Source organism: Modestobacter marinus, assembly GCF_019799945.1.
In the GTDB taxonomy this organism is placed as follows: Bacteria; Actinomycetota; Actinomycetes; order Mycobacteriales; family Geodermatophilaceae; genus Modestobacter; species Modestobacter marinus_B.
The window spans coordinates 1-18108 of record NZ_JABGCH010000032.1; the positions used below are offsets into that span (position 1 = coordinate 1).

General features: G+C 75.0%; 18 protein-coding genes and 1 pseudogene. 10 read left to right on the forward strand and 9 right to left on the reverse strand.

All coding sequences use genetic code 11. From position 1 onward, the window contains the following. Window positions 1-372 precede the first annotated feature (372 nt). On the forward strand, window positions 373-1053 hold the full coding sequence (locus tag HK417_RS20405; protein WP_222270563.1) for an SGNH/GDSL hydrolase family protein: 681 nt from the start codon (window positions 373-375) through the stop codon (window positions 1051-1053). A 299-nt stretch (window positions 1054-1352) separates the two neighbouring features. Here the strand turns inward: HK417_RS20405 and HK417_RS20410 are convergent, their stop codons facing one another. Beyond that, window positions 1353-1766, reverse strand: coding sequence for a hypothetical protein (locus tag HK417_RS20410; protein ID WP_222270565.1), 414 nt, complete (start codon window positions 1764-1766; stop codon window positions 1353-1355). 110 nt (window positions 1767-1876) lie between these two features. On the opposite strand from HK417_RS20410, the gene HK417_RS20415 reads away from it, so the two are divergent. The 4 genes and pseudogenes from HK417_RS20415 to HK417_RS20425 all read left to right on the forward strand — a co-directional run bounded on the left by HK417_RS20415 (window position 1877) and on the right by HK417_RS20425 (window position 4932). Then, window positions 1877-2647 (forward strand): 3-hydroxyacyl-CoA dehydrogenase, encoded by a 771-nt coding sequence (locus tag HK417_RS20415; protein WP_222270567.1) that lies wholly within the window; start codon window positions 1877-1879, stop codon window positions 2645-2647. Continuing rightward, window positions 2644-3576 carry a DNA-3-methyladenine glycosylase family protein gene (locus HK417_RS20420; RefSeq protein ID WP_308123728.1) on the forward strand — a complete coding sequence of 311 codons (933 nt, stop codon included), beginning with the start codon at window positions 2644-2646 and terminating at the stop codon, window positions 3574-3576. Before HK417_RS20415 ends, HK417_RS20420 begins: the two co-directional genes overlap by 4 nt. 278 nt (window positions 3577-3854) lie before the next feature. Beyond that, window positions 3855-4028 (forward strand): annotated as a pseudogene (locus HK417_RS26610) (DUF222 domain-containing protein); the annotation flags it as partial. Between the two features lie 82 nt (window positions 4029-4110). Next, window positions 4111-4932 carry an HNH endonuclease gene (locus tag HK417_RS20425; protein WP_308123729.1) on the forward strand — a complete coding sequence of 274 codons (822 nt, stop codon included), beginning with the start codon at window positions 4111-4113 and terminating at the stop codon, window positions 4930-4932. A 109-nt stretch (window positions 4933-5041) separates the two neighbouring features. Here the strand turns inward: HK417_RS20425 and HK417_RS20430 are convergent, their stop codons facing one another. Genes HK417_RS20430 through HK417_RS26615 form a run of 3 tightly spaced genes read right to left on the reverse strand, consistent with a single transcriptional unit; the run spans window position 5042 to window position 6713 of the window. Next, window positions 5042-5395 carry a DUF488 domain-containing protein gene (locus tag HK417_RS20430; RefSeq protein ID WP_261327446.1) on the reverse strand — a complete coding sequence of 118 codons (354 nt, stop codon included), beginning with the start codon at window positions 5393-5395 and terminating at the stop codon, window positions 5042-5044. Continuing rightward, window positions 5386-6345 (reverse strand): universal stress protein, encoded by a 960-nt coding sequence (locus HK417_RS20435; RefSeq protein WP_222270578.1) that lies wholly within the window; start codon window positions 6343-6345, stop codon window positions 5386-5388. Before HK417_RS20435 ends, HK417_RS20430 begins: the two co-directional genes overlap by 10 nt. Continuing rightward, window positions 6345-6713, reverse strand: coding sequence for a DUF3040 domain-containing protein (locus HK417_RS26615; RefSeq protein ID WP_222270580.1), 369 nt, complete (start codon window positions 6711-6713; stop codon window positions 6345-6347). The genes HK417_RS20435 and HK417_RS26615 overlap by 1 nt, the downstream gene beginning before the upstream one ends. Before the next feature lie 84 nt (window positions 6714-6797). Between HK417_RS26615 and HK417_RS20445 the strand changes: the two genes are divergently transcribed. Further along, window positions 6798-7253, forward strand: coding sequence for a MarR family winged helix-turn-helix transcriptional regulator (locus tag HK417_RS20445; protein WP_308123730.1), 456 nt, complete (start codon window positions 6798-6800; stop codon window positions 7251-7253). A gap of 24 nt (window positions 7254-7277) precedes the next feature. Here HK417_RS20445 and HK417_RS20450 read toward each other — a convergent pair whose 3' ends face one another. Both HK417_RS20450 and HK417_RS20455 read right to left on the reverse strand, forming a co-directional pair. Further along, window positions 7278-8852 carry a DUF2142 domain-containing protein gene (locus tag HK417_RS20450; protein ID WP_222270589.1) on the reverse strand — a complete coding sequence of 525 codons (1575 nt, stop codon included), beginning with the start codon at window positions 8850-8852 and terminating at the stop codon, window positions 7278-7280. After that, window positions 8849-10162, reverse strand: coding sequence for a lipopolysaccharide biosynthesis protein (locus HK417_RS20455; RefSeq protein ID WP_222270591.1), 1314 nt, complete (start codon window positions 10160-10162; stop codon window positions 8849-8851). The genes HK417_RS20450 and HK417_RS20455 overlap by 4 nt, the downstream gene beginning before the upstream one ends. Before the next feature lie 293 nt (window positions 10163-10455). Between HK417_RS20455 and HK417_RS20460 the strand changes: the two genes are divergently transcribed. After that, window positions 10456-11550, forward strand: coding sequence for an acyltransferase family protein (locus tag HK417_RS20460; protein ID WP_222270594.1), 1095 nt, complete (start codon window positions 10456-10458; stop codon window positions 11548-11550). On the opposite strand, the gene HK417_RS25780 is transcribed toward HK417_RS20460, so the two are convergent. Beyond that, window positions 11507-13024, reverse strand: a complete 1518-nt coding sequence (locus tag HK417_RS25780; RefSeq protein WP_222270597.1) for an SGNH/GDSL hydrolase family protein — start codon at window positions 13022-13024, stop codon at window positions 11507-11509. The genes HK417_RS20460 and HK417_RS25780 overlap by 44 nt on opposite strands. Before the next feature lie 250 nt (window positions 13025-13274). Here HK417_RS25780 and HK417_RS20470 point away from each other — a divergent pair, with 250 nt between their 5' ends. After that, window positions 13275-14630 carry a glycine-rich protein gene (locus tag HK417_RS20470; RefSeq protein WP_222270599.1) on the forward strand — a complete coding sequence of 452 codons (1356 nt, stop codon included), beginning with the start codon at window positions 13275-13277 and terminating at the stop codon, window positions 14628-14630. A gap of 21 nt (window positions 14631-14651) precedes the next feature. On the opposite strand, the gene rfbA is transcribed toward HK417_RS20470, so the two are convergent. Continuing rightward, window positions 14652-15518, reverse strand: a complete 867-nt coding sequence (gene rfbA, locus HK417_RS20475) for a glucose-1-phosphate thymidylyltransferase RfbA (RefSeq protein WP_222270601.1) — start codon at window positions 15516-15518, stop codon at window positions 14652-14654. Window positions 15519-15623: 105 nt separating this feature from the next. Between rfbA and rfbB the strand changes: the two genes are divergently transcribed. Beyond that, window positions 15624-16619: a dTDP-glucose 4,6-dehydratase gene (gene rfbB, locus HK417_RS20480; protein ID WP_222270603.1), complete on the forward strand. Its 996-nt coding sequence runs from the start codon at window positions 15624-15626 to the stop codon at window positions 16617-16619. Then, window positions 16616-17491: a dTDP-4-dehydrorhamnose reductase gene (rfbD, locus tag HK417_RS20485; RefSeq protein WP_222270605.1), complete on the forward strand. Its 876-nt coding sequence runs from the start codon at window positions 16616-16618 to the stop codon at window positions 17489-17491. The genes rfbB and rfbD overlap by 4 nt, the downstream gene beginning before the upstream one ends. Window positions 17492-17503: 12 nt before the next feature. Here the strand turns inward: rfbD and HK417_RS20490 are convergent, their stop codons facing one another. Next, entirely contained in the window at window positions 17504-18106 is a 603-nt protein-coding gene (locus HK417_RS20490) for a dTDP-4-dehydrorhamnose 3,5-epimerase family protein (protein ID WP_222270607.1), read from the reverse strand. Window positions 18107-18108 lie beyond the last annotated feature (2 nt).

Below are 18108 nucleotides of genomic sequence, written 5' to 3' on the forward strand. Positions count from 1 at the left end.
GCTTCTTCTACGGCAACCCCGGCGACACCGCCTTCGTCGCCAACTTCCCCTACACCTACGACGACAACCGCCTCGCCGTGACCGGCAAGGGCGTCGACGCCACCATCACCGGTGACGGCATCGGCATCCGCCGCGTCCTCGGCTGACCCTCTGGGTGACGCCGCCGGGCACCCCGCGGGGATGACCCCGGCACCGCAGCACTGAACGACTGGGTCCCCGCCCGGACCTCACAGGTCCGGGCGGGGGCCCAGTCGTTCGCCCACCCAGGCGCCCCGGTACGGCCGACACGCGCGGCCAGATCCGCCTCAGGCGGCCTCGTTACCCTCGACCGCGAGCGCTGCGGACGCGCATCGACGGGGGTGGGGTCAGGTCATGCGCGGGAGAGCCGCTGCGGTGCTCGGCGTCCTCGCGCTCCTCCCCGCGTGCACCTCGTCGAACGGCTCCGAGCCGGCCGCCGAGCCCGCCGGCACGGCCGCCGCGCCCTCGCGGCCGGAGCCCCCGGTGGTCGTCGTCTACGGCGACAGCTACGTCGGCCCCGGCGTGGGGGCGGACCTGCCGAGCGGCTGGCCGGCCCTCGTCGCGGCCGACCTGAACCTCGAGCTGGTCAACCACGGCCACTCGGGGTCCGGGTACACCAACTGGGAAGTGGGCTGGTCCTACCCCTACACCGTCGCCACGGAGACCCCGCCGGAGAACGCCGACGTCGTCGTCGTCTTCGGTGGGTTCAACGACGCCACACTCGACCCGGAGGCCGTGCGGCAGGACGCCGTCGCGACGTACGCCCTCCTCGAGGCGGCGGCCCCGGAGGCGGAACTTCTCGTCATCGGTCCGGAGTGGCCGAGGCAGGAACCGACCGCCGCGCTCTACACCCTGCGCGACGCCCTGGCCTCGGCCGCCGGTGAGGCGGATGCGACCTTCGTCGACGCGAGCGGCTGGCTGCTGGGGCGTCCGGAGCTCATCGCGTCGGACGGGCTGCACCTCAACGAGGCCGGCCACGCCGTCTTCGCCGCGCAGATCGCCCCGACGCTCGCAGGGCTGCTCCCGGACCGCTGAGCAGGCCCCGGGCGGCCTCGCGGTGGGTTTGGGGAGGGGAGTGGCGCCGACGCGCCCGGTTGGTTCCCCGGGCCCCAGCGATCGGAGGGGGCGCCACAGCCGGGGCCCGGGTACCAGCGCGTCCCGGTCGGCGAACCGAACGGGACAGCGCCCACAGTGCGATGGCGGCGCTGAAGCGCGGACCGGCCGTCGTGAACTGGGGACGTGCACACGCTATGCCCTCGGGGGGATCAACCGTCGGAGGTGACCGCGCGTCGCCGGGGAACGATCTCGGCCCGGTCCCTGCGCCCCCGTCAGCCTCAGCCGACCGGCGTCCAGGTGGCGTCGGACTGCAGCCGCATCATCTGCGCGTCGTCCGGGATGCTGAAGCCGAAGGAACCCTGCACCGGGGTGAACGTGCCGTCGGCCTCCAGGCGCCGACCGTTCACGATCGTGCCCACGGCCAGCTGCACGTCAGCACCGGGCTCGGCACCGAGCACGCCCTCGAGGATGCCGCGCAGCCGGAGCGTGCCGCTGCGGGCGAGCACGTTGCCGCGGACGACCGCCTCGATGTCGGCGTGCCCGTCCAGCCGGACCTCGATGGGGCCGTTGCAGGTCCCGATCAGGTCGAGCGTGCCGGTGACCACGGCGCCGCCATGCAGTGTGCCCTCGATCTCCACCGCGCCGTGGACCTCCAGCGGGCCCTGGACGTTGCCGGTCAGCTTCTCGAACATGCCGTGCTCCCTCCGTCGGCCGACGAGCCTACGTCGGTCCCGGGACGTGCCCCCGACCCGCCGGGCATGCCTCGGGCAGCCGAGCAGGGCGCGCCCTTAGCCTGCAGGGCATGAAGGACTTTGAGGTCGCGGCGGTCGTCTCGGGCGGGGCATCAGGGCTGGGGGAGGCGACCACCCGGGCACTGGCGGCCCGCGGGGCCGCCGTCACGATCCTCGACCTGCAGGAGGACAAGGGGCGGGCGCTCGCCGACGAGCTGGGCGGGCACACCACGTTCGTCCGCACCGACGTCACCGACGAGGCCTCCGTGCAGGCCGCGATCGACGACGCGACCGGCAAGGATCGTCCGCTGCGGATCGCGGTCAACTGCGCCGGCATCGCCTGGGTGGAGCGCACCCTGGCCCGGGACGGCTCGCCGCACGACCTCGCGCCGTTCACCCGCACCGTGATGGTCAACCTGGTCGGCACCTTCAACGTGCTCCGGCTGGCCTCGGCGGCGATGGCGCGCACCGAGCCGGGGGAGGACGGCGAGCGCGGCGTCGTCGTCAACACCGCCTCGGTCGCCGCCTACGACGGCCAGATCGGGCAGATCGCCTACGCCGCCTCGAAGGGCGGCATCGTGGGGCTGACGCTGCCGGCCGCGCGTGACCTCGCGGCGGTGGGGGTGCGGGTCTGCACGATCGCCCCCGGCCTCATCGACACGCCGCTGCTGGCGGCTCTGCCCGAGGAGGCCCGCACGAGCCTGGCGGCCAATATCCCGTTCCCGCGGCGCCTGGGCCGGCCGGAGGACTTCGCGCAGCTCGCACTGGACATCGTCGAGCACCCGTACCTCAACGGCGAGGTCATCCGGATGGACGGGGCGCTGCGCATGGCCCCGAAGTGACCCTGGCCGCCCCTCCCCACGAGGAGGCGCTCTCCGTCACGTGGCGGCCGGACTGGCCGCTGGACGTGCGCCGGGTGCTCTCCCGGGACCGGCGGGGCACCGGCGACCCGACGCTCCGCTACGCCGAGGACGGCGTTTGGCGCACCATGTCCAGCGCGGAAGGCCCGGCCACGGTCCGGCTGCGCACCGTGCCCGACGGCATCCGCGTCGACGCCTGGGGGCCCGGTGCGGCCGCCGTGCTGCCGCTCGTGCCGGCCTGGCTCGGCGCCGAGGACGACCCGTCGGGCTTCCCCGCCGAGGCACACCCCCTCGTGGCGCGGGTGCACCGCAGCACCCCGTGGCTGCGGCTCGGGCGCACCGGCCGGGTGTGGGACGCGCTCCTCCCCGCCGTCCTGGAGCAAAAGGTGACCGGCCTCGAGGCGCACCGCACCTTCCGCGAGCTGCTGCGCCTGGCCGGCGACCCGGCACCGGGCCCGGCGCCGGCCGGGATGCGCGTCGTCCCCTCCGCCGAGCGGGTGCTCGCGGTGACCGACTGGCAGTGGCACGCCTGCGGGCTGGACGGCGCCCGCCGCCGGGCCCTGCGCGCCGTGGCGTCGGTGGCCTCCCGGCTGGAGGCCACCGCCCTCGACGACTGCGCGGACCTGCGGCGGCGGCTGCAGTCGGTGCCCGGCATCGGGGTGTGGACGGCGGCGGAGGTCGCCCAGCGTGCCGTCGGCTGCCCGGACTCGGTCAGCGTGGGCGACTACCACCTGAAGAACCTGGTCGGCTGGTCGCTGGCCGGGCGCAAGACCGACGACGCCGGGATGCTCGAGCTGCTCGAGCCCTTCCGCGGCCACCGGCAGCGCGTCGTCCGGCTGCTGGAGGTCGGCGGGTCGATGCCGCCCAAGCGCGGGCCGCGCATGGCGCCCACCGACTACCGCCGCCACTGACCCGTCCGAACGACGGGCGGTTGACACCCTGTCAACCCCTCGCCGGAATTTGTGGATAGCGCTGTGAGCTGGGGATTCACGCTGCGCCGACCTCGTCGCACCGATAAACTTCGTACACACGTTCGAAGCGGTCGGGAGGTGTCGTGGGCGAATTGCCGTCGGCCCTGGACGCGCTGGCGGCCGAGGACCTGTCCGGCCTGTTCGGCCCGCAGCTGCTGGAGGTGCTCGGTGAGGCGCTGCGCGGCCGCAACCGGCTCGATGCGTTCATCGCCCGGGTGGTGCGGGAGTGTGAGAAGGCGGGGGCGGCGGAGTTCGACGGGCTGAAGACCATGCCGGCCTGGCTGCGCGGGCACGCCCGGCTCTCGCCGAGTGCGGCGGGCCGGCTGGTGCGCTCGGGGCGGGCGCTGGAGCACCTGCCCGCCGTCGCCGAGGCCTTCGCCGCGGGGACCATCACCGCCGACCAGGTGAACGTGGTGGCACCTGTCGCGGATGCTGGCGCGCTGGCGGCGGCCGCCGCGCAGCAGGTCGACCTGGGTGAGGGTGGACACCGCGCTGGCGACCGTGGCCGCGACGCAGCCGCATCAGCGGCTGGGGGAGGTGGTGCACCGCTACCTGGACGCCCTGGACCCCGACGGGCCGGAGCCGGACCCGACCGAGGGGCGGCGGCTGACCATCGCCAGGCACGCCGACGGCAGCATCACCGGCCGGTTCGACCTGGACGCCGTCGGCGGAGAGAAGGTGCAGGCGGCGCTGGAGTCCATCGTGCAGGCATCGAGGCCGAAGGGTGACCTCCGGACCAGGGCGCAGCAGCAGGCCGACGCGCTGGTGCAGCTCGCCGACAACGCCCTCGCCTCGGGCGGGCTGCCGTTCCTGCGCCGGGTCAAGCCGCACGTGATCGTGACCATGCACCTGGCGGACCTCACCGACCCCGCCCGCGGGCCGGGCGCGGCGGAGACCGGGTTCGGCGCCACCCTGTCCGCCGCCCGCGCCCGGTGGGTCGCCTGCGACGCGACGCTGACCCGCCTGGTGCTCAACCCCGACGGGCTGCCCCTGGACGTCGGCCGGGAGCAGCGCATCGTCCCGCCGCACCTGCGCAAGGCCGTCGAGCGGCGGGACCGGCACTGCGTGTTCGCCGGCTGCGGCGCCCCCACCCACTGGTGCGACGTCCATCATCTGCTGGAGTGGATCAACGACGGCGAGACCAGCCTGGACAACTCGGCGTTGCTGTGCGAGCGGCACCACACCAAGGTTCACCACGGGTTCCGGGTCGACCGCGACGACACCGCGCCACCGGGCAGCCGATGGCGCACCTACCGCCCCGACGGCACCGAGATCCTCATCCACCCCCGGATGTAGGCGCGCGTCGTCCGGCTGTTCGAGGTCGGCGGGTCGATGCCGCCCGAGCGCGTGCCCCGCACGGCACCCACCGAGTACCGCCGCATCTGAGCCGGATGAAGGGTGCCCGTCAGCCCGACGAGAGCAGGAAGTCGCGGAGCGCCACGGCGTTGTTGTGCTCGACGTCGCGGGAGCTGTAGAGCAGCGTGATGTCCCCGGCGGCCGCGGCATCGCTCAGCACCCGCCAGGTCTCGGGGTGTTGCCGGAGCTCGTCCCGGTAGCGCTGCTGGAACTCCTCCCACCGCTCCGGCCGGTGGTCGAACCACGTCCGGAGATCGGAGCTGGGGCCGACCTCGGGCAGCCAGTCGGTGAGCCGGAGGGCATCCCGGCGGACGCCGCGCGGCCACAGGCGCTCCACCAGGAACCGCGCGCCCTCCCGCCCGTCGTCCGCGTCGTAGACGCGGGCCAGGTTGATCAGTCCCATGGCGTCGTCGGCCCGGGCAGCGGGTCGGTGTGCGCGGGACCGGTGGAGGAGGGAGGCGTGCCGCGCGGCCGGGGCTGCGCCGCGGGGGCGGGCTGCACCGCCATCGGGGCGCCGACCCGACGGAGGAGGCTGCGACAGACGGGCCTGAGCCGCGCGGTCCGCAGGACTCCCCGGGTCCCCGCACCGAGCACGAGGAGCGAGGCGCCGGCGGCCTCCTGGGCCAGGGCGGTCACCGGATCGGCGCGGAGAACCCGCGTCCGGACCGGTACTCGGGCGAACCGGTCACGCCAGGGAGCCAGCAGCCGCTCGAGCTGTTCCTGGGCCCGGCCCTCGGTGACGGCGGGAGGACAGCACACCCCCTCCAGGTCGGCCGGCGCGTCGCCTCCGCAGGCGTGCACGGCGATCAGCGGCACGTCCCGCTGCGCAGCTGCCGCGAAGGCGAGACCGAGGACCCCCGGGCAGCGACCGGGCAGGGAGACCCCCACCACGACCCGCGGTCCGCGCGAGTCGTGCGGCTCGTCCGGCCGCCGGCGGACGGCGACGACGGGGCAGTGCGCATGCGAGACCAGCCAGCCGGCCGTCGAGCGGCCGAGGAGTCCAGGAGCGCCGGTCGGGCAACCCACGACGAGCAGCGTGGCTGCCCCGCTCACGTCCAGCAGCCGTCGGCCGGGCGCCCCGACGAGCAGCTGCGTGGAGACGTCGAGCTCCGGGGCGACCGACGTGGCCCGGTCCACCGCCGCGCGGAGGACCGCCTCGCCCTGGGTTCGGGCGGAGAACGGGTCGTCAGCCGGCGGGAAGGCCCCGGACGGGTCGACCACGAGAACAGGGCGGACCACGGACACGATCCGGAGAGGACGACGTCGGGCCGCGGCCTCCGCAGCGGCCCACTCGACCGCATCGTCGGAGCGGCCGTCGACCGCCACCGCGACCGGAGCGGGGCCCACCGCCATCACTCGAGCCCCTGGATCCAGCGGAGATACCGGGACTGCCACGCTCCACCCACGCGACGGGGCGATGCGCCGCTCCCCGGTCCCGCCGGCATGCGCACCGGGGCCGTGCCGTCGTCGCGCAACGCGGACCAGTAGTGCCACAGAAGCCAGCCGAGGACGCCGGCGGCACCGATCGCGAGTGCCGCGACGATCGCGCCGGTGACGAACAGCAGGCCGAGGAGCGCGCAGCCGATGGTGGCCGCGCGGATCGCCGCGGGCCTGCCCTGCCTGCGCTGCGGTGGTGGGGTGGACAGGCCGGGCCGGTCCGGCTCGTCGGCCAAGGAGCGCTCGAGTTCCTGCAGCACCTGTCGTTCACGCTCACTGAGCACGGCGGCCTCCCAGGTGGCCTCACCCCGGGCGCAGGTGCTCGGGGCCCTGGCGACAGAAGTATCGTAACACGATAATCTGTCCGGGTGATCAGCGGCCGAGATCCGCGACCGGACGGCGAGAACGGGGGAGGGGAGGAGTCCGCGCCGCTCACCAAGGAGGACTTCGAGGCGCTGGCGCGGTTCCGCTTCGGCATCCGGCGGTACCTGCGGTTCAGCGAGGAGACGGTGCGCCATCACGGCGTGACCCCGCAGCAGTACCAGCTCATGCTTGCGCTCAAGGGCTTCCCCGGACGCGACTGGGCCGTGATCCGGGAGCTGGCCGAACGTCTCCAGCTGCGCCACCACAGCGTCGTCGAACTGGTCACCCGGGCGCAGGCCGAGGGACTGGTCCAGCGGCGTCCCGATCCTGACGACGCCCGGGCCGTCCGGGTGGAGCTCACCGAGGACGGCGAACGGCTGCTGGGCCGGCTGAGCGCGCTGCACCGCGACGAGCTGCGCCGGATGGACGCGATCCTGGCGCTGCCCCGCTGGCGCGACTGACCGCCCACCCGGCCGCGCCTGGGGTCAGCCGGCGGGCACCGCCGGCATAGGCGCAGGGTCCTGCTGGTCGCGGAGCCGGCGCAGCAGGCCGGCCACCGCGGCCGCCGTGCCGACGGCGAACGCGGCGATGAGCAGCCAGGCCGGCAGCGGCGGACGCCAGCCCGGCTCGCCGAGGAACCAGAAGCTGTCGATCCCGTGCACGTACCGGTTGAGGTTGCCGATGAAGGCCACCAGGTGCGCGACCCCCGCCGCCACCACCAGGCCCCGGCAGATCCGCCGACCGATCTCGTCGGGGAACCGATCGGCCAGCACGTAACCGGAGAGCACGGTCAGCCCGGCGCTGAACGCCAGGATGTAGCGCCCCTGCCAGGCGAAGGCGCTCTCCCGGTACGAGGACAGCTCCGACACCACGGGCATGACCACGCTGATCGCCACCACGGCAACGAGAGCCAGGCGCTCGCGGCGGGTCCCGACGGCGGCGGCGAGCACGGCCAGCACGGCCACCGCGCCGATCCAGAGGAGCTGCACCAGGCCCGGCGCGGCGTTGTCCAGCCAGCCGAACACGCCGACCATCTCGGCCAGCTCTCCGTCGAGCTTGGAGACCGACACCAGCGCCGCGTCGGGCACCGGCATGTCCACCGGCCGCGACCACTGGCGCAGCGCGTCCCGGGCCAGCACCCAGACAGCGGTCATCGCGACCAGCGCCCCGACGACCAGCCCGCCGATCAGCACCGAGCGGGTGCGCAGCAGGGCGACGAGGCGGCGGCCGGTCGCCCGGGCGAGCAGCACCACCCCCACGATCAGGCCGAGCCAGACCACCGACAGCGGGCGGATGAGCGCGAGCGCGGCCATCGCGGCCAGGCAGCGGACCACTAGTCGCGGGGCGACCCGGAGGACGGCGTCGTCCCGGGCCCCGGCGGGCCCGGGCGGCGGGAACAGCGCCAGCGCCGACGCCCAGAGCGCGATGCCCGCGGCCAGCTCGGGGCCCTGCGGGTTCACCGCGCCGGTGAAGAACAGCACCATCGGGGTGCACGCCAGCACCAGCCCGGTGAGCGGCCACGGCGACCGCCGCTCGCTCACCGAGAGGAACGCCGAGGCCAGCAGTGCCGCGCACACGAGCACGGTGAGGAACCGCATCAGGTAGATGGCGGTCGCCCCGTCGGTGACGAGCGTGGCCGACCCGGCGAACAGGTAGTAGGCCGGCGGGTACCGCCCGGCGGTGGTCACGACCTCCGCCGTCCCCGGCTGGGCGACGAACAGCTCCGCGCAGCCCGCCGGGACGGTGCCGTCGTAGATGAAGCAGGCCGCGGCCGTGCTCGCGTCGGCGTAGGTGGCGGGCACGGTGACCGTCGTGTCGATCCCGGTGGTGGGCGCCCAGAGCTCGCCGCGGACGGCGGCCGCGGCGTACACGGCGTGGGCCGGCTCGTCCGGGACGCTGAACACCGGGTCGGCGAGCGCCCACAGCCCGCCGAGCAGGCCGAGCAGGGCGAACGCCGTCCACCAGCGCCCGCGCGGCGAGGACGGCCGCGCGGCGACGCCGGTCGCCCCGCCGGTCCGCGGCAGCGGCGCGGTGTGCGGCGTCTGGTCGACCCGGCTCATCGGTCGGTCCCCGTGAGCCGGCGCTCCCGCGCCCGGACGAAGAGCACCAGCGTGACGAGCGAGACCAGGGAGCCGGCGAGGAAGGCCGCGCCCACCCGCAGCTCCAGCTCCGAGGGCACCAGCAGGGCCAGCATGAAGACCGCCGACCCGGCCGCCCAGCCGATCAGCGCGGCGGGGTAGGCGCGCAGCGCGATCAGGGTTTGCGCCATGACCTGGGCGACCATGTACAGCGCGGCGGCGACGGCGAGCGGCACCAGCTCGGTGCGGGTGGCGACGAACTCGTCGCCGTAGAGCAGCCGCAGCGCCAGCGGCCCGATCGCCGCCATCGTGAGGACGAATACCCCGCCGACGCCCGACACCAGCAGGACGACCTGGCGCAGCTGCCGGCTGAACCCGTGCCGGTCGCCCACCGCGGCCAGCCCGGCCAGCGAGGGCAGGAAGGCGGCCTGGACGGCGCCGAAGAAGAACAGCGGGATCCGGGTCAGCACCAGGGCCGAGATGAAGATGCCCGCGGCCTCCGCCTCGTCCGGGCGGGCCAGCACCTGGGCGGCGATCGGCGCGGCGTTGATGATCAGCTGCGAGAGCAGCGCCGCGCCGGTGAGCACCAGCAGGTGCGGCGCGATGTCCCGCCAGAGCAGCGGCGGGCCTGGCTGCCCGAGGGTGCCAGGGCGGCCGGCGGTGAGCGCGGCCGCGAGCAGCGGGGCGAGCACGAGGGCGAGCCCGAACGCGCCGACGTCGTGCGCGGCGGCGAGCACCAGCACCAGCGGGCCCACGATGCGCAGGGCGCCGTCCACGCCCAGCTGCGCGCCGTACCGGGAGAACCGCTCGTTCCCGCCGAACACACCGCGCAGCACGTGCTCCGCGGCCAGCCCGACCAGGCCGAGGACCAGCAGCGGCACCAGGACCCCCGCGCCGTTGAACACCCGGTCGGTGAGCAGCTCGGAGAAGGCCAGCACCAGCGCGCCGACCACCGCGGTCGCCCCGACGGCGTAGCCGACCGCCTTCAGCAGGACCGGCCGGCCGCCCTCCCCGAGCGCCCGCCGCGAGGCCGTGGCGCGGCTGAGCTCCTGCTCGATCGGCTGGAACAGCGCCAGGCCCGCGCCGTTGAACAGCACCCACAGCGTCGCCACGGGGGCGAAGGCGGTAGGCCCCAGCGCGCGCCCGGTCACGCTCAGGTACGCGAACGACCCGAGCCCCAGCACGACCAGCCCGAGCGCCACCGGCCCCAGCTGACCGAGCAGCGGCACCGACCGCCACCGGGTGACCAGGCGGGACGCGACGCCTGAGGAGGCCGCTGGTTCGGTGGACATGACGTCCTCTCTCGAAGCGGCCGCTCGGCGGCCGGTCGGCCCACGGACCGGTCGGGGATCGGCTCGGGACGGCTGACCCACCAGGGGGATCGACCCGGTGCCGCGCGGCGGTCCCGGAGACCAGGGAGAAGGCTAGCTCCCGGCGCGGACCGCCCCGCGCAGGCGGTGGGTTCCCGCAGCACCCCCGGCCCACGGCTCCCACCGGACCCGCCGGGGGCGTCCCAGGTGCCCCACCGGCCACTCACGCCCCGTGCGGCGGGAGGTGCCGCGAGCGCCCTCCTATGGTCGAGGCGATGCCCGTTCCGAACCCCGTCGCCCGAGCGGACGACCTGCCCTCCCTGACCGGGGTCCGGGGCATCGCGGCCGGAGCGGTGTTCGTCGACCACCTCGCGCACCTGCTGGGCGCCACGCCGCTCGCCCCGGGGTGGTCGACGGTGCGGGGGATCGGCATCGACGCCGTCCTGCTGTTCTTCGTCCTCAGCGGCTTCCTGCTCGCCCGGCCGGCCGGCCTGCGGGGCGGCGCGCCGAAGTTCCTGCTCCGCCGGGCCGCCCGGATCTACCCGGTCTACCTGCTGGCCCTCGCGCTCGGCGTCGTCGCCGTGCTGCTCCGGAACCCGGCCAGCACGCTGCTGGACCCGGGCAGCCTGCTCGCCAACCTGCTGCTGGTGCAGAGCTGGGACCCCGCGGGCTCCGGGGTGAGCATCTCCCTGCCCGCCTGGTCGCTCAGCATCGAGGCGCTGTTCTACGTGGCGCTGCCGTTCACCCTGCGGCCGGCGACCCGGCTGTTCCGCCGCAGCCCGGCGTGGTCACTGGCCGGGCTGACCGCGCTCGCGGTGCTCGGTGGGGAGGCGCTGCGGCAGGACTGGGTCTGGGCGACCTTCCCGCCGGCCTACCTGCCGGTGTTCTACCTCGGGGTGCACGCCGCGGTGACGGGGGCGCCGGGGCTGCGGTCCGTGCCCGCCGCGGCGGCGCTGGCGCTCGCGTCGGCCGCCGGCTACCTCGGCTTCTCCAACCTCGCCGTCCCGGCGCTGGGCTTCATGGTGCTCGTGGCGTCGCTGGCCGCCCGCGACCGGCGGGGCACACCGGTGCTCGCCGGCCGGGGCTGGCAGCGCGCAGGGGTGTGGTCCTTCGCCTTCTTCCTGATGCACATCCCCGTCCTGCAGGCGATGGGCGCGCTGCTGCCGGAGCGGCCGAGCACCGTCGTCGCCGGCCTCGGGTGGAGCGCCGTCGCGTTCGGGCTGTCCTGGGTGCTGGCGGCCGTCGTCCACCGCCTGTGGGAGGAGCCGGCCCGCCGGGCGGTGCTGCGCCGGGGCACGCCCCGGCGGGGGCTCGCGACGGCGGGCGTCAGCGCGTGCGACGTGCCGCTGCCTGCCACGCCTCGTCGGTGATCAGCCGGCCGACGACGACCGCGGTCTCCGGCGTCGGGTGGACGCCGTCCTGGTCCGCCCCCGGCGCCCAGTCCCCGTTCACGCTGACCGGGCCCCAGGGGTCGGCGAACCGCCAGCCCTGCTGACTGGCGAGCGCGGCGAGCCGGGCGTTGAAGGCCGTGCGGGCGGGCACCTGGCTGCGGACCGGGGGGATGGCGACCAGGAGCGTGTTCCGCGCCCCGATCGTCGCCGAGATCGCCTTCAGGTTCGCCTCCGTCACCTCCCAGGGGAGGTTGTTCAGGTCGTTGGTCCCGCCGAGCAGGACGAGCACGTCCGACGGCGTGGGGACGACGTTGGCCCGCATGTCGCTCGTCGTCTTCGCCGAGACAGCCCAGCCGCCCGCCAGGACCAGCCGCTCCGCGGTCTCCCCGTTCAGCCACGACGACGCGCCGGGGTTGTGGATGCCGGTCGACTCCCCGCCGGGGATGCCCGAGGTGATCGAGTCGCCGACGGCGGCGTAGCTCCGCGGGCCGATGGGCTCGCCGGAGGCACGGGCCGACTCGGTGAGCGGCGCGGACGGGCCGGCCGCGCGGCGCACCGCGAGGCCGTCGCCGTAGACGACGCGCGTGCCGCCGGCGTCCTCGACGCGGCGGGGGAGCGTCGCGACGAAGGCCGTGTCGGTCGGCTCGCCGTAGGCGAAGGCGTCCCGGGTGCGCAGGCCGAAGCCGCTGCGCTGGCCCTCCGCCGTCCACACCTCGTCGGACTGGAAGTACCGGTTGCCCCGCCGGACCAGCAGCTGGGAGGCGTGGTCACCGGACTCCCCACGGGTCGCCCAGTCGCCGACCAGCACCGTGTCGCCGGGGTCGCCGAAGTAGAAGTCGTACTCCGCGACGCCGGTGCTGGTGTCGTTCTTGACGAAGTAGCGGTTGCCGCGGCGGACCATGAGCGTGTCCGTGGTGACCGGGTACTGCGCGTCCGCGCGGCTGCTGTCCCCGTCCCAGTTGCCCACGAGGACGTCGTCGCGGGGCTCGCCGTAGAAGAAGTCCGCGTCGGCGAACCCGGTGCTGATGTCGTTCTTGACGAAGTAGTGGTTGCCCCGCCGGACGGCGAGGGTGTCGGTCCCGTCGCCGTTCCAGTCCCCGACCAGCACGGTGTCGCCCGGGTCGCCGTAGACGAAGGGGCGCTGCTCGGCGCCGCGGATGATGAACGTGCTGCCCCGGCGGACCATCGGCTCGTCCCGCCCGTCGCTGCCCAAGGCGCCGCTCCCGTCGACGAAGTCGCCGAAGTACATGTCGTCGGCGGGATCCCCGTAGTAGTACGCCTCGGTGGCCCAGCCGGTGGTGTTGCCGGCGCCGGCCAGGAAGTAGGCGGGGCCCGAGCCGCCGACCGGCTCGCCCTGGGCCGAGGCGGACGGCGCGGCGGCCAGCGTGAGGCCCAGGCCCAGCACGGTGGTCACGGTGAGCCGGCGGCGTCTGCCCGGACTCGGTACACCCACGTCGTTCCCCCGTCTTCCCCGTGCCGGAACCGCACGGGTGGTGCTGATGTGGTTCCCGTCCCGCCCGGGTATCGACCGGCCAGGGCGGATCTTGAGCTGGATTCAACCGGACGGCGCAGGTCACCGGCGAATCAGTCGTCACAGCAGCCTCCGGCGGCACGGGTCCGGGCGTGTCCCTCGCGGGCATCCCGTCGCGGCTTCCTAACGTCGGTCCCCGTTCCCGCCCGAGCCGGCCGCATCGAGGAGCACCGTGATCCGCTCAGCCACCCGCTCGACCCTCGGCCTGGCCGGGGTCGCCGGTCTGGTCGGTCTCGGGCTGGCGCTCTCCCCGGCTCTCTCCCCGGTGGCGCCGGCCTCCGCCGACGAGACCTGCCGGACGTCGGACGACCGGACCTCGGTCACCTGCACCTGGTCGGCGACCGGCGCGGAGCAGGCGTTCGTCGTCCCCGACGGCGTCACCGTCCTGCAGGCCACCGCCGTCGGCGGGACGGGCGGCCGCGCCGTCGGTGCCGCGTCGGCCGGGCGACCGGTCGTCGTCACCGGCTCGCTGGCGGTGACGCCGGGACAGACGTTGTTCGTCCGGGTCGGCGGGGACGGCGGGGACGCCGTGCCCGCCGGGCCGACGCTCCCCGCACCGGGTGGCGCGGGCGGCTTCAACGGCGGCGCCCCGGGTGGCGCCGCCGGGCCCGACGGCGACGAGCTGCGCACCTCCGGAGCCGGTGGAGGCGGCGCCAGCGACGTCCGGACGGTCAGCGGTGACGCCGAGGGCTCCCTGGACTCCCGCGTGCTCGTGGCCGCGGGCAGCGGCGGGGCCTCCCTGTCCGACGGCGGCTGGGGCGACCCGACCGCCTGGGACACCGGCGCGCCCGAGACCGCCCTCCCGACGTCGGAGGACGACGACCAGACCACCGTCCCGGCGGGTGACGACCTCCCCGCCGGGACGCAGGACGTGCAGGACACCGCACCCCCCGCCCCGCCGTGGGCGCAGTGGCGCGCCGAGGGCCGCTACGGGCAGGGCACCGGCGGGGCCGCCGCGGACGCCGGTACCGGCCACGGCGGGGGCGGCGGTGGAGGCGGCGTCTTCGGCGGGGCCGGCGGTGCGGCCTGGGTGGCCGGCACCGGCGGCACCTCGCTGGTGCCGCCGGGTGGCACCGCGGACTGGACGACCGACCGGTCGTCGGTGACCCTCACCTACGCGGTGATGGCCGAGACGCCGGCCGAGGCCCCGGCTCCGGTCGAGACGCCGGCTCCTGCCGAGATCCCGGCTCCGGTCGAGATCCCGGCTCCGGTCGAGGCCACGGTCCCGGACGAGACACCTGCTCCGGCGGAGACGCCGATCGAGGCCCCGACGGCGGCGCCCGTCGCCGAGCCGTCGCCGGCCGTGGTGCGCGTGGCCGCGTCCGCGGCGCCGACCCCGCCCGCGACCGGGCCGGCGCACAGCCAGGCGGCCGGCACCCCGCTCACGGTGGACACCGCCGCCTCGGAGCGCCCCGTCGGCGCGCTCGACTCCGACGGTGCGGCCGTGCTCGCCGGCGTGCTGCTCGGCGGGATCAGCGTCGCGGTCGGCGTCGCGCTGGTGGTCGCCGTCCGTCGTCCGCGGAGCTGACGCCCGCCGGGCTCCCGCGGCTCAGGGGCCGTCGAGCAGCCCCAGCAGGTAGTCGCCGTACCCGCTCTTCGCCAGCGGCTCGGCGGCGCTGCGCAGGCCGTCGTCGTCCAGCCAGCCGTTCCGCCAGGCGACCTCCTCGATGCAGCCGATCTTCAGTCCCTGGCGCTCCTCGACCACGGAGACGAACTCGGTGGCCTGGCGCAGCGAGGTGAACGTCCCGGTGTCCAGCCAGGCGGTGCCGCGGTCCAGCGCGGTCACGGTGAGCCGGCCCTGGCGCAGGTAGTGGTCGTTCACCGCGGTGATCTCCAGCTCGCCGCGCGCGCTGGGGGTGATGCCCCGGGCGACGTCGACGATGTCGGGTCCGTAGAAGTACAGCCCGGGGACGGCGTAGGAGCTCTTCGGCCGCTCGGGCTTCTCCTCGATCGACAGCACCTGGCCGGCCTCGTCGAACTCCACCACGCCGTAGGCCCGCGGGTTCGCCACGTGGTAGGCGAAGATGTGCCCGCCGTCGGGCTCGGGCTGCTCGCTCAGCGCCGTCCCGAGGCCGGCGCCGTAGAAGATGTTGTCGCCGAGCACCAGCGCGGCGGCCTCGCCGTCGAGGAAGTCCGCGCCGATCAGGAAGGCCTGGGCCAGCCCCTCGGGCTTCGGCTGGACGGCGTACTCGATCTTCATGCCCAGCCGGCTGCCGTCGCCGAGCAGCCGGGCGAAGGCGTCCCGGTCGTCCGGGGTGGTGATGACCAGCACCTCGCGGATGCCGGAGAGCATCAGCGTGGAGAGCGGGTAGTAGATCATCGGCTTGTCGTAGACCGGCATGAGCTGCTTGCTGACACCGAGCGTGATGGGCCACAGGCGACTGCCGGTCCCACCGGCCAGGATGATCCCGCGCATGGGAGCACCGTAGGCGAGGGTCCGGTGGCCGGCGGTGCCCCCGTGGGGAGGTCCTCCTACCGGGTGAACGGTGTTCGGCCCGGCGATTGGCTACGGTTTGCAGTCATGCGCATGCTCATCACCGGTGGAGCGGGGTTCATCGGCTCGCACTACGTCCGCACCCTGCTCTCCGGGGGGTACCCCGGGTACGAGGACGTCGAGGTCACCGTCTTCGACAAGCTGACCTACGCCGGCAACCTGGCGAACCTCGCCCCGGTGGCCGACGACCCACGCTTCCGGTTCGTGCGGGGGGACATCTGCGTCGCCGCCGACCTCGACGCGGCGCTGCCCGAGCACGACGTCGTGGTGCACTTCGCCGCCGAGTCGCACGTGGACCGGTCGATCTCCGGCGCCTCCGGGTTCGTGCTCACCAACGTGCTCGGCACCCAGCAGCTGCTCGAGGCGGCGGTGCGCCACCGGGTCGAGCGCGTCGTCCACGTCTCCACGGACGAGGTGTACGGCTCGATCGACGAGGGCTCGTGGACCGAGGACCACGTGCTGGAGCCGAACTCCCCGTACTCGGCGTCCAAGGCCGGCAGCGACCTCCTCGCCCGGGCGTACGCGCAGACCTACGGGTTGAACGTGTCGATCACCCGGTGCAGCAACAACTACGGGCCGTACCACTTCCCGGAGAAGGTCATCCCGCTGTTCGTGACCAACCTGCTCGACGGGGCGAAGGTCCCGCTGTACGGCGAGGGCGCCAACGTCCGCGACTGGCTGTTCGTCGACGACCACTGCCGCGGCATCCAGCTGGTGCTGGAGAAGGGTGGCCCGGCCGAGATCTACAACATCGGCGGTGGCCGGGAGCTGTCCAACCGGGAGCTCACCGAGATGCTGCTGGACGCCACCGGCCGGGACTGGACCTACGTCGACCACATCGTCGACCCGCGCGGCGGCGGGCACGACCTGCGCTACTCGGTCGACTACTCGAAGACCGCCGCCCTGGGCTACACCCCGCGGATGTCCTTCGAGGAGGGCCTCGCGCTCACCGTCCAGTGGTACCGGGACAACCGGGCCTGGTGGGAGCCGCTGAAGGCCGCCGCCGGGACGGCCCTGGCGTGAGCGAGGGCACCGCCTGGCTGGTCACCGGGGCCACCGGCCAGCTGGGCACCGAGCTGCGGCGGGTGCTCGCCGGGCAGGACGTGACGGCCCTGGGCCGGGCGCAGCTCGACCTGACCGACGAGACCCAGGTGCGCGGCGTGGTCTCCCGCTGGCGCGATGACGCCGTCGCCCGGGGCGCCCGCCCGGTCGTGCTCAACGCCGCCGCGTACACCGCCGTCGACGCCGCCGAGACCGACGAGGAGACCGCAAACCGGGTCAACGGCCAGGCGCCGGGCTGGCTGGCGGAGGAGCTGGCCGGCACCGGCCGCCTGGTGCACGTCTCGACGGACTACGTCTTCGCCGGGGACGCCACCGCGCCGTACACGGTCGACGACGAACCGGCGCCGCGCACCGCCTACGGCCGGACCAAGCTCGCCGGCGAGCAGGCGGTCGCCGCCGTGGGGGACGACGCGGTCGTCGTCCGCACCGCGTGGGTCTACGCCGCGCACGGCAGCAACTTCGTCCGCACCATGCTCCGGCTCGAGGCCGAGCGCGACGAGGTGTCCGTCGTCGACGACCAGACCGGCAGCCCCACCTCCGCCGCCGACCTCGCCGCCGGGCTGGTCGAGGCGGCGCAGGCGCCGGTGCGCGGGGTCCTGCACGGCACCAACACCGGCAGCACCACCTGGTTCGGGTTCGCCCGGCTGGTGTTCGAGCTGGCCGGCGCCGACCCCGAGCGGGTGCGCCCGACCACCACCGACGCGTTCCCCCGCCCCGCGCCGCGGCCGGCCTGGTCGGTGCTCGACCCGGCGAGCTGGGTCGCGGCCGGGCTCACCCCGCTGCCCGCCTGGCAGGAGTCGGTGCGCGCCTGCGTCGCCACCTTGCGCGGCTGACCCTCCCGGGCCTCAGCCGGCGCGCAGCGCGGCGTAGCGCGCGGAGCACTGCTCCATCGTCGGCAGGAGCCCCTGCTCGCGGGCCTCCTCGAGGGTGGGCGCGGCGCTGTCCTTGGCGGAGAGCTCGAACTCGACGTCGGCGGGCCAGGGCAGGTCCAGAACCGGGTCCAGCGGGTGGATGCCGAACTCCCGCGCCGGCGCGTACGGGGACGACAGCAGGTAGGTGACCGAGCTCTGGTCGGTCAGCGCGATGAACGCGTGCCCGAGCCCCTCGGCGAGGTACATCGCGCGCGGCTGCTCGCTGTCGAGCACGACCGCGTCGTGCGCGCCGAACGTCGGCGACCCCACCCGGATGTCGACGACGACGTCGAGGATGCTGCCGACCGGGCAGTAGACGTACTTGGCCTGGCCGGGCGGCACCTGGGCGAAGTGCACCCCGCGCAGCGCGCCGCGGGCCGAGACGCTGTGGTTCGCCTGCGCCAGGGGGAGCGGGAAACCCAGCTCCTCGGCCAGCGCGTCCGCCCGGTACCACTCGGTGAAGCGGCCGCGGCTGTCGCCGTGCGGTACGAGGTCGAACACGTAGCTGTCTGGGACGGCGAGCTCGCGGATCTGCACGG

What these genes read in the sequence shown, in the direction of transcription:
- HK417_RS20410 (WP_222270565.1), bottom strand. Translation starts at nt 1,766, where the DNA reads ATGTTCGAGAAGCTGACCGGCAACGTCCAGGGCCCGCTGGAGGTCCAC.
- rfbA (WP_222270601.1), bottom strand. Translation starts at nt 15,518, where the DNA reads ATGCGCGGGATCATCCTGGCCGGTGGGACCGGCAGTCGCCTGTGGCCC.
- HK417_RS20455 (WP_222270591.1), bottom strand. Translation starts at nt 10,162, where the DNA reads ATGTCCACCGAACCAGCGGCCTCCTCAGGCGTCGCGTCCCGCCTGGTC.
- HK417_RS20405 (WP_222270563.1), top strand. Translation starts at nt 373, where the DNA reads ATGCGCGGGAGAGCCGCTGCGGTGCTCGGCGTCCTCGCGCTCCTCCCC.
- HK417_RS20460 (WP_222270594.1), top strand. Translation starts at nt 10,456, where the DNA reads ATGCCCGTTCCGAACCCCGTCGCCCGAGCGGACGACCTGCCCTCCCTG.
- HK417_RS20450 (WP_222270589.1), bottom strand. Translation starts at nt 8,852, where the DNA reads ATGAGCCGGGTCGACCAGACGCCGCACACCGCGCCGCTGCCGCGGACC.
- HK417_RS20435 (WP_222270578.1), bottom strand. Translation starts at nt 6,345, where the DNA reads ATGGCGGTGGGCCCCGCTCCGGTCGCGGTGGCGGTCGACGGCCGCTCC.
- rfbB (WP_222270603.1), top strand. Translation starts at nt 15,624, where the DNA reads ATGCGCATGCTCATCACCGGTGGAGCGGGGTTCATCGGCTCGCACTAC.
- HK417_RS20415 (WP_222270567.1), top strand. Translation starts at nt 1,877, where the DNA reads ATGAAGGACTTTGAGGTCGCGGCGGTCGTCTCGGGCGGGGCATCAGGG.
- HK417_RS20430 (WP_261327446.1), bottom strand. Translation starts at nt 5,395, where the DNA reads ATGGGACTGATCAACCTGGCCCGCGTCTACGACGCGGACGACGGGCGG.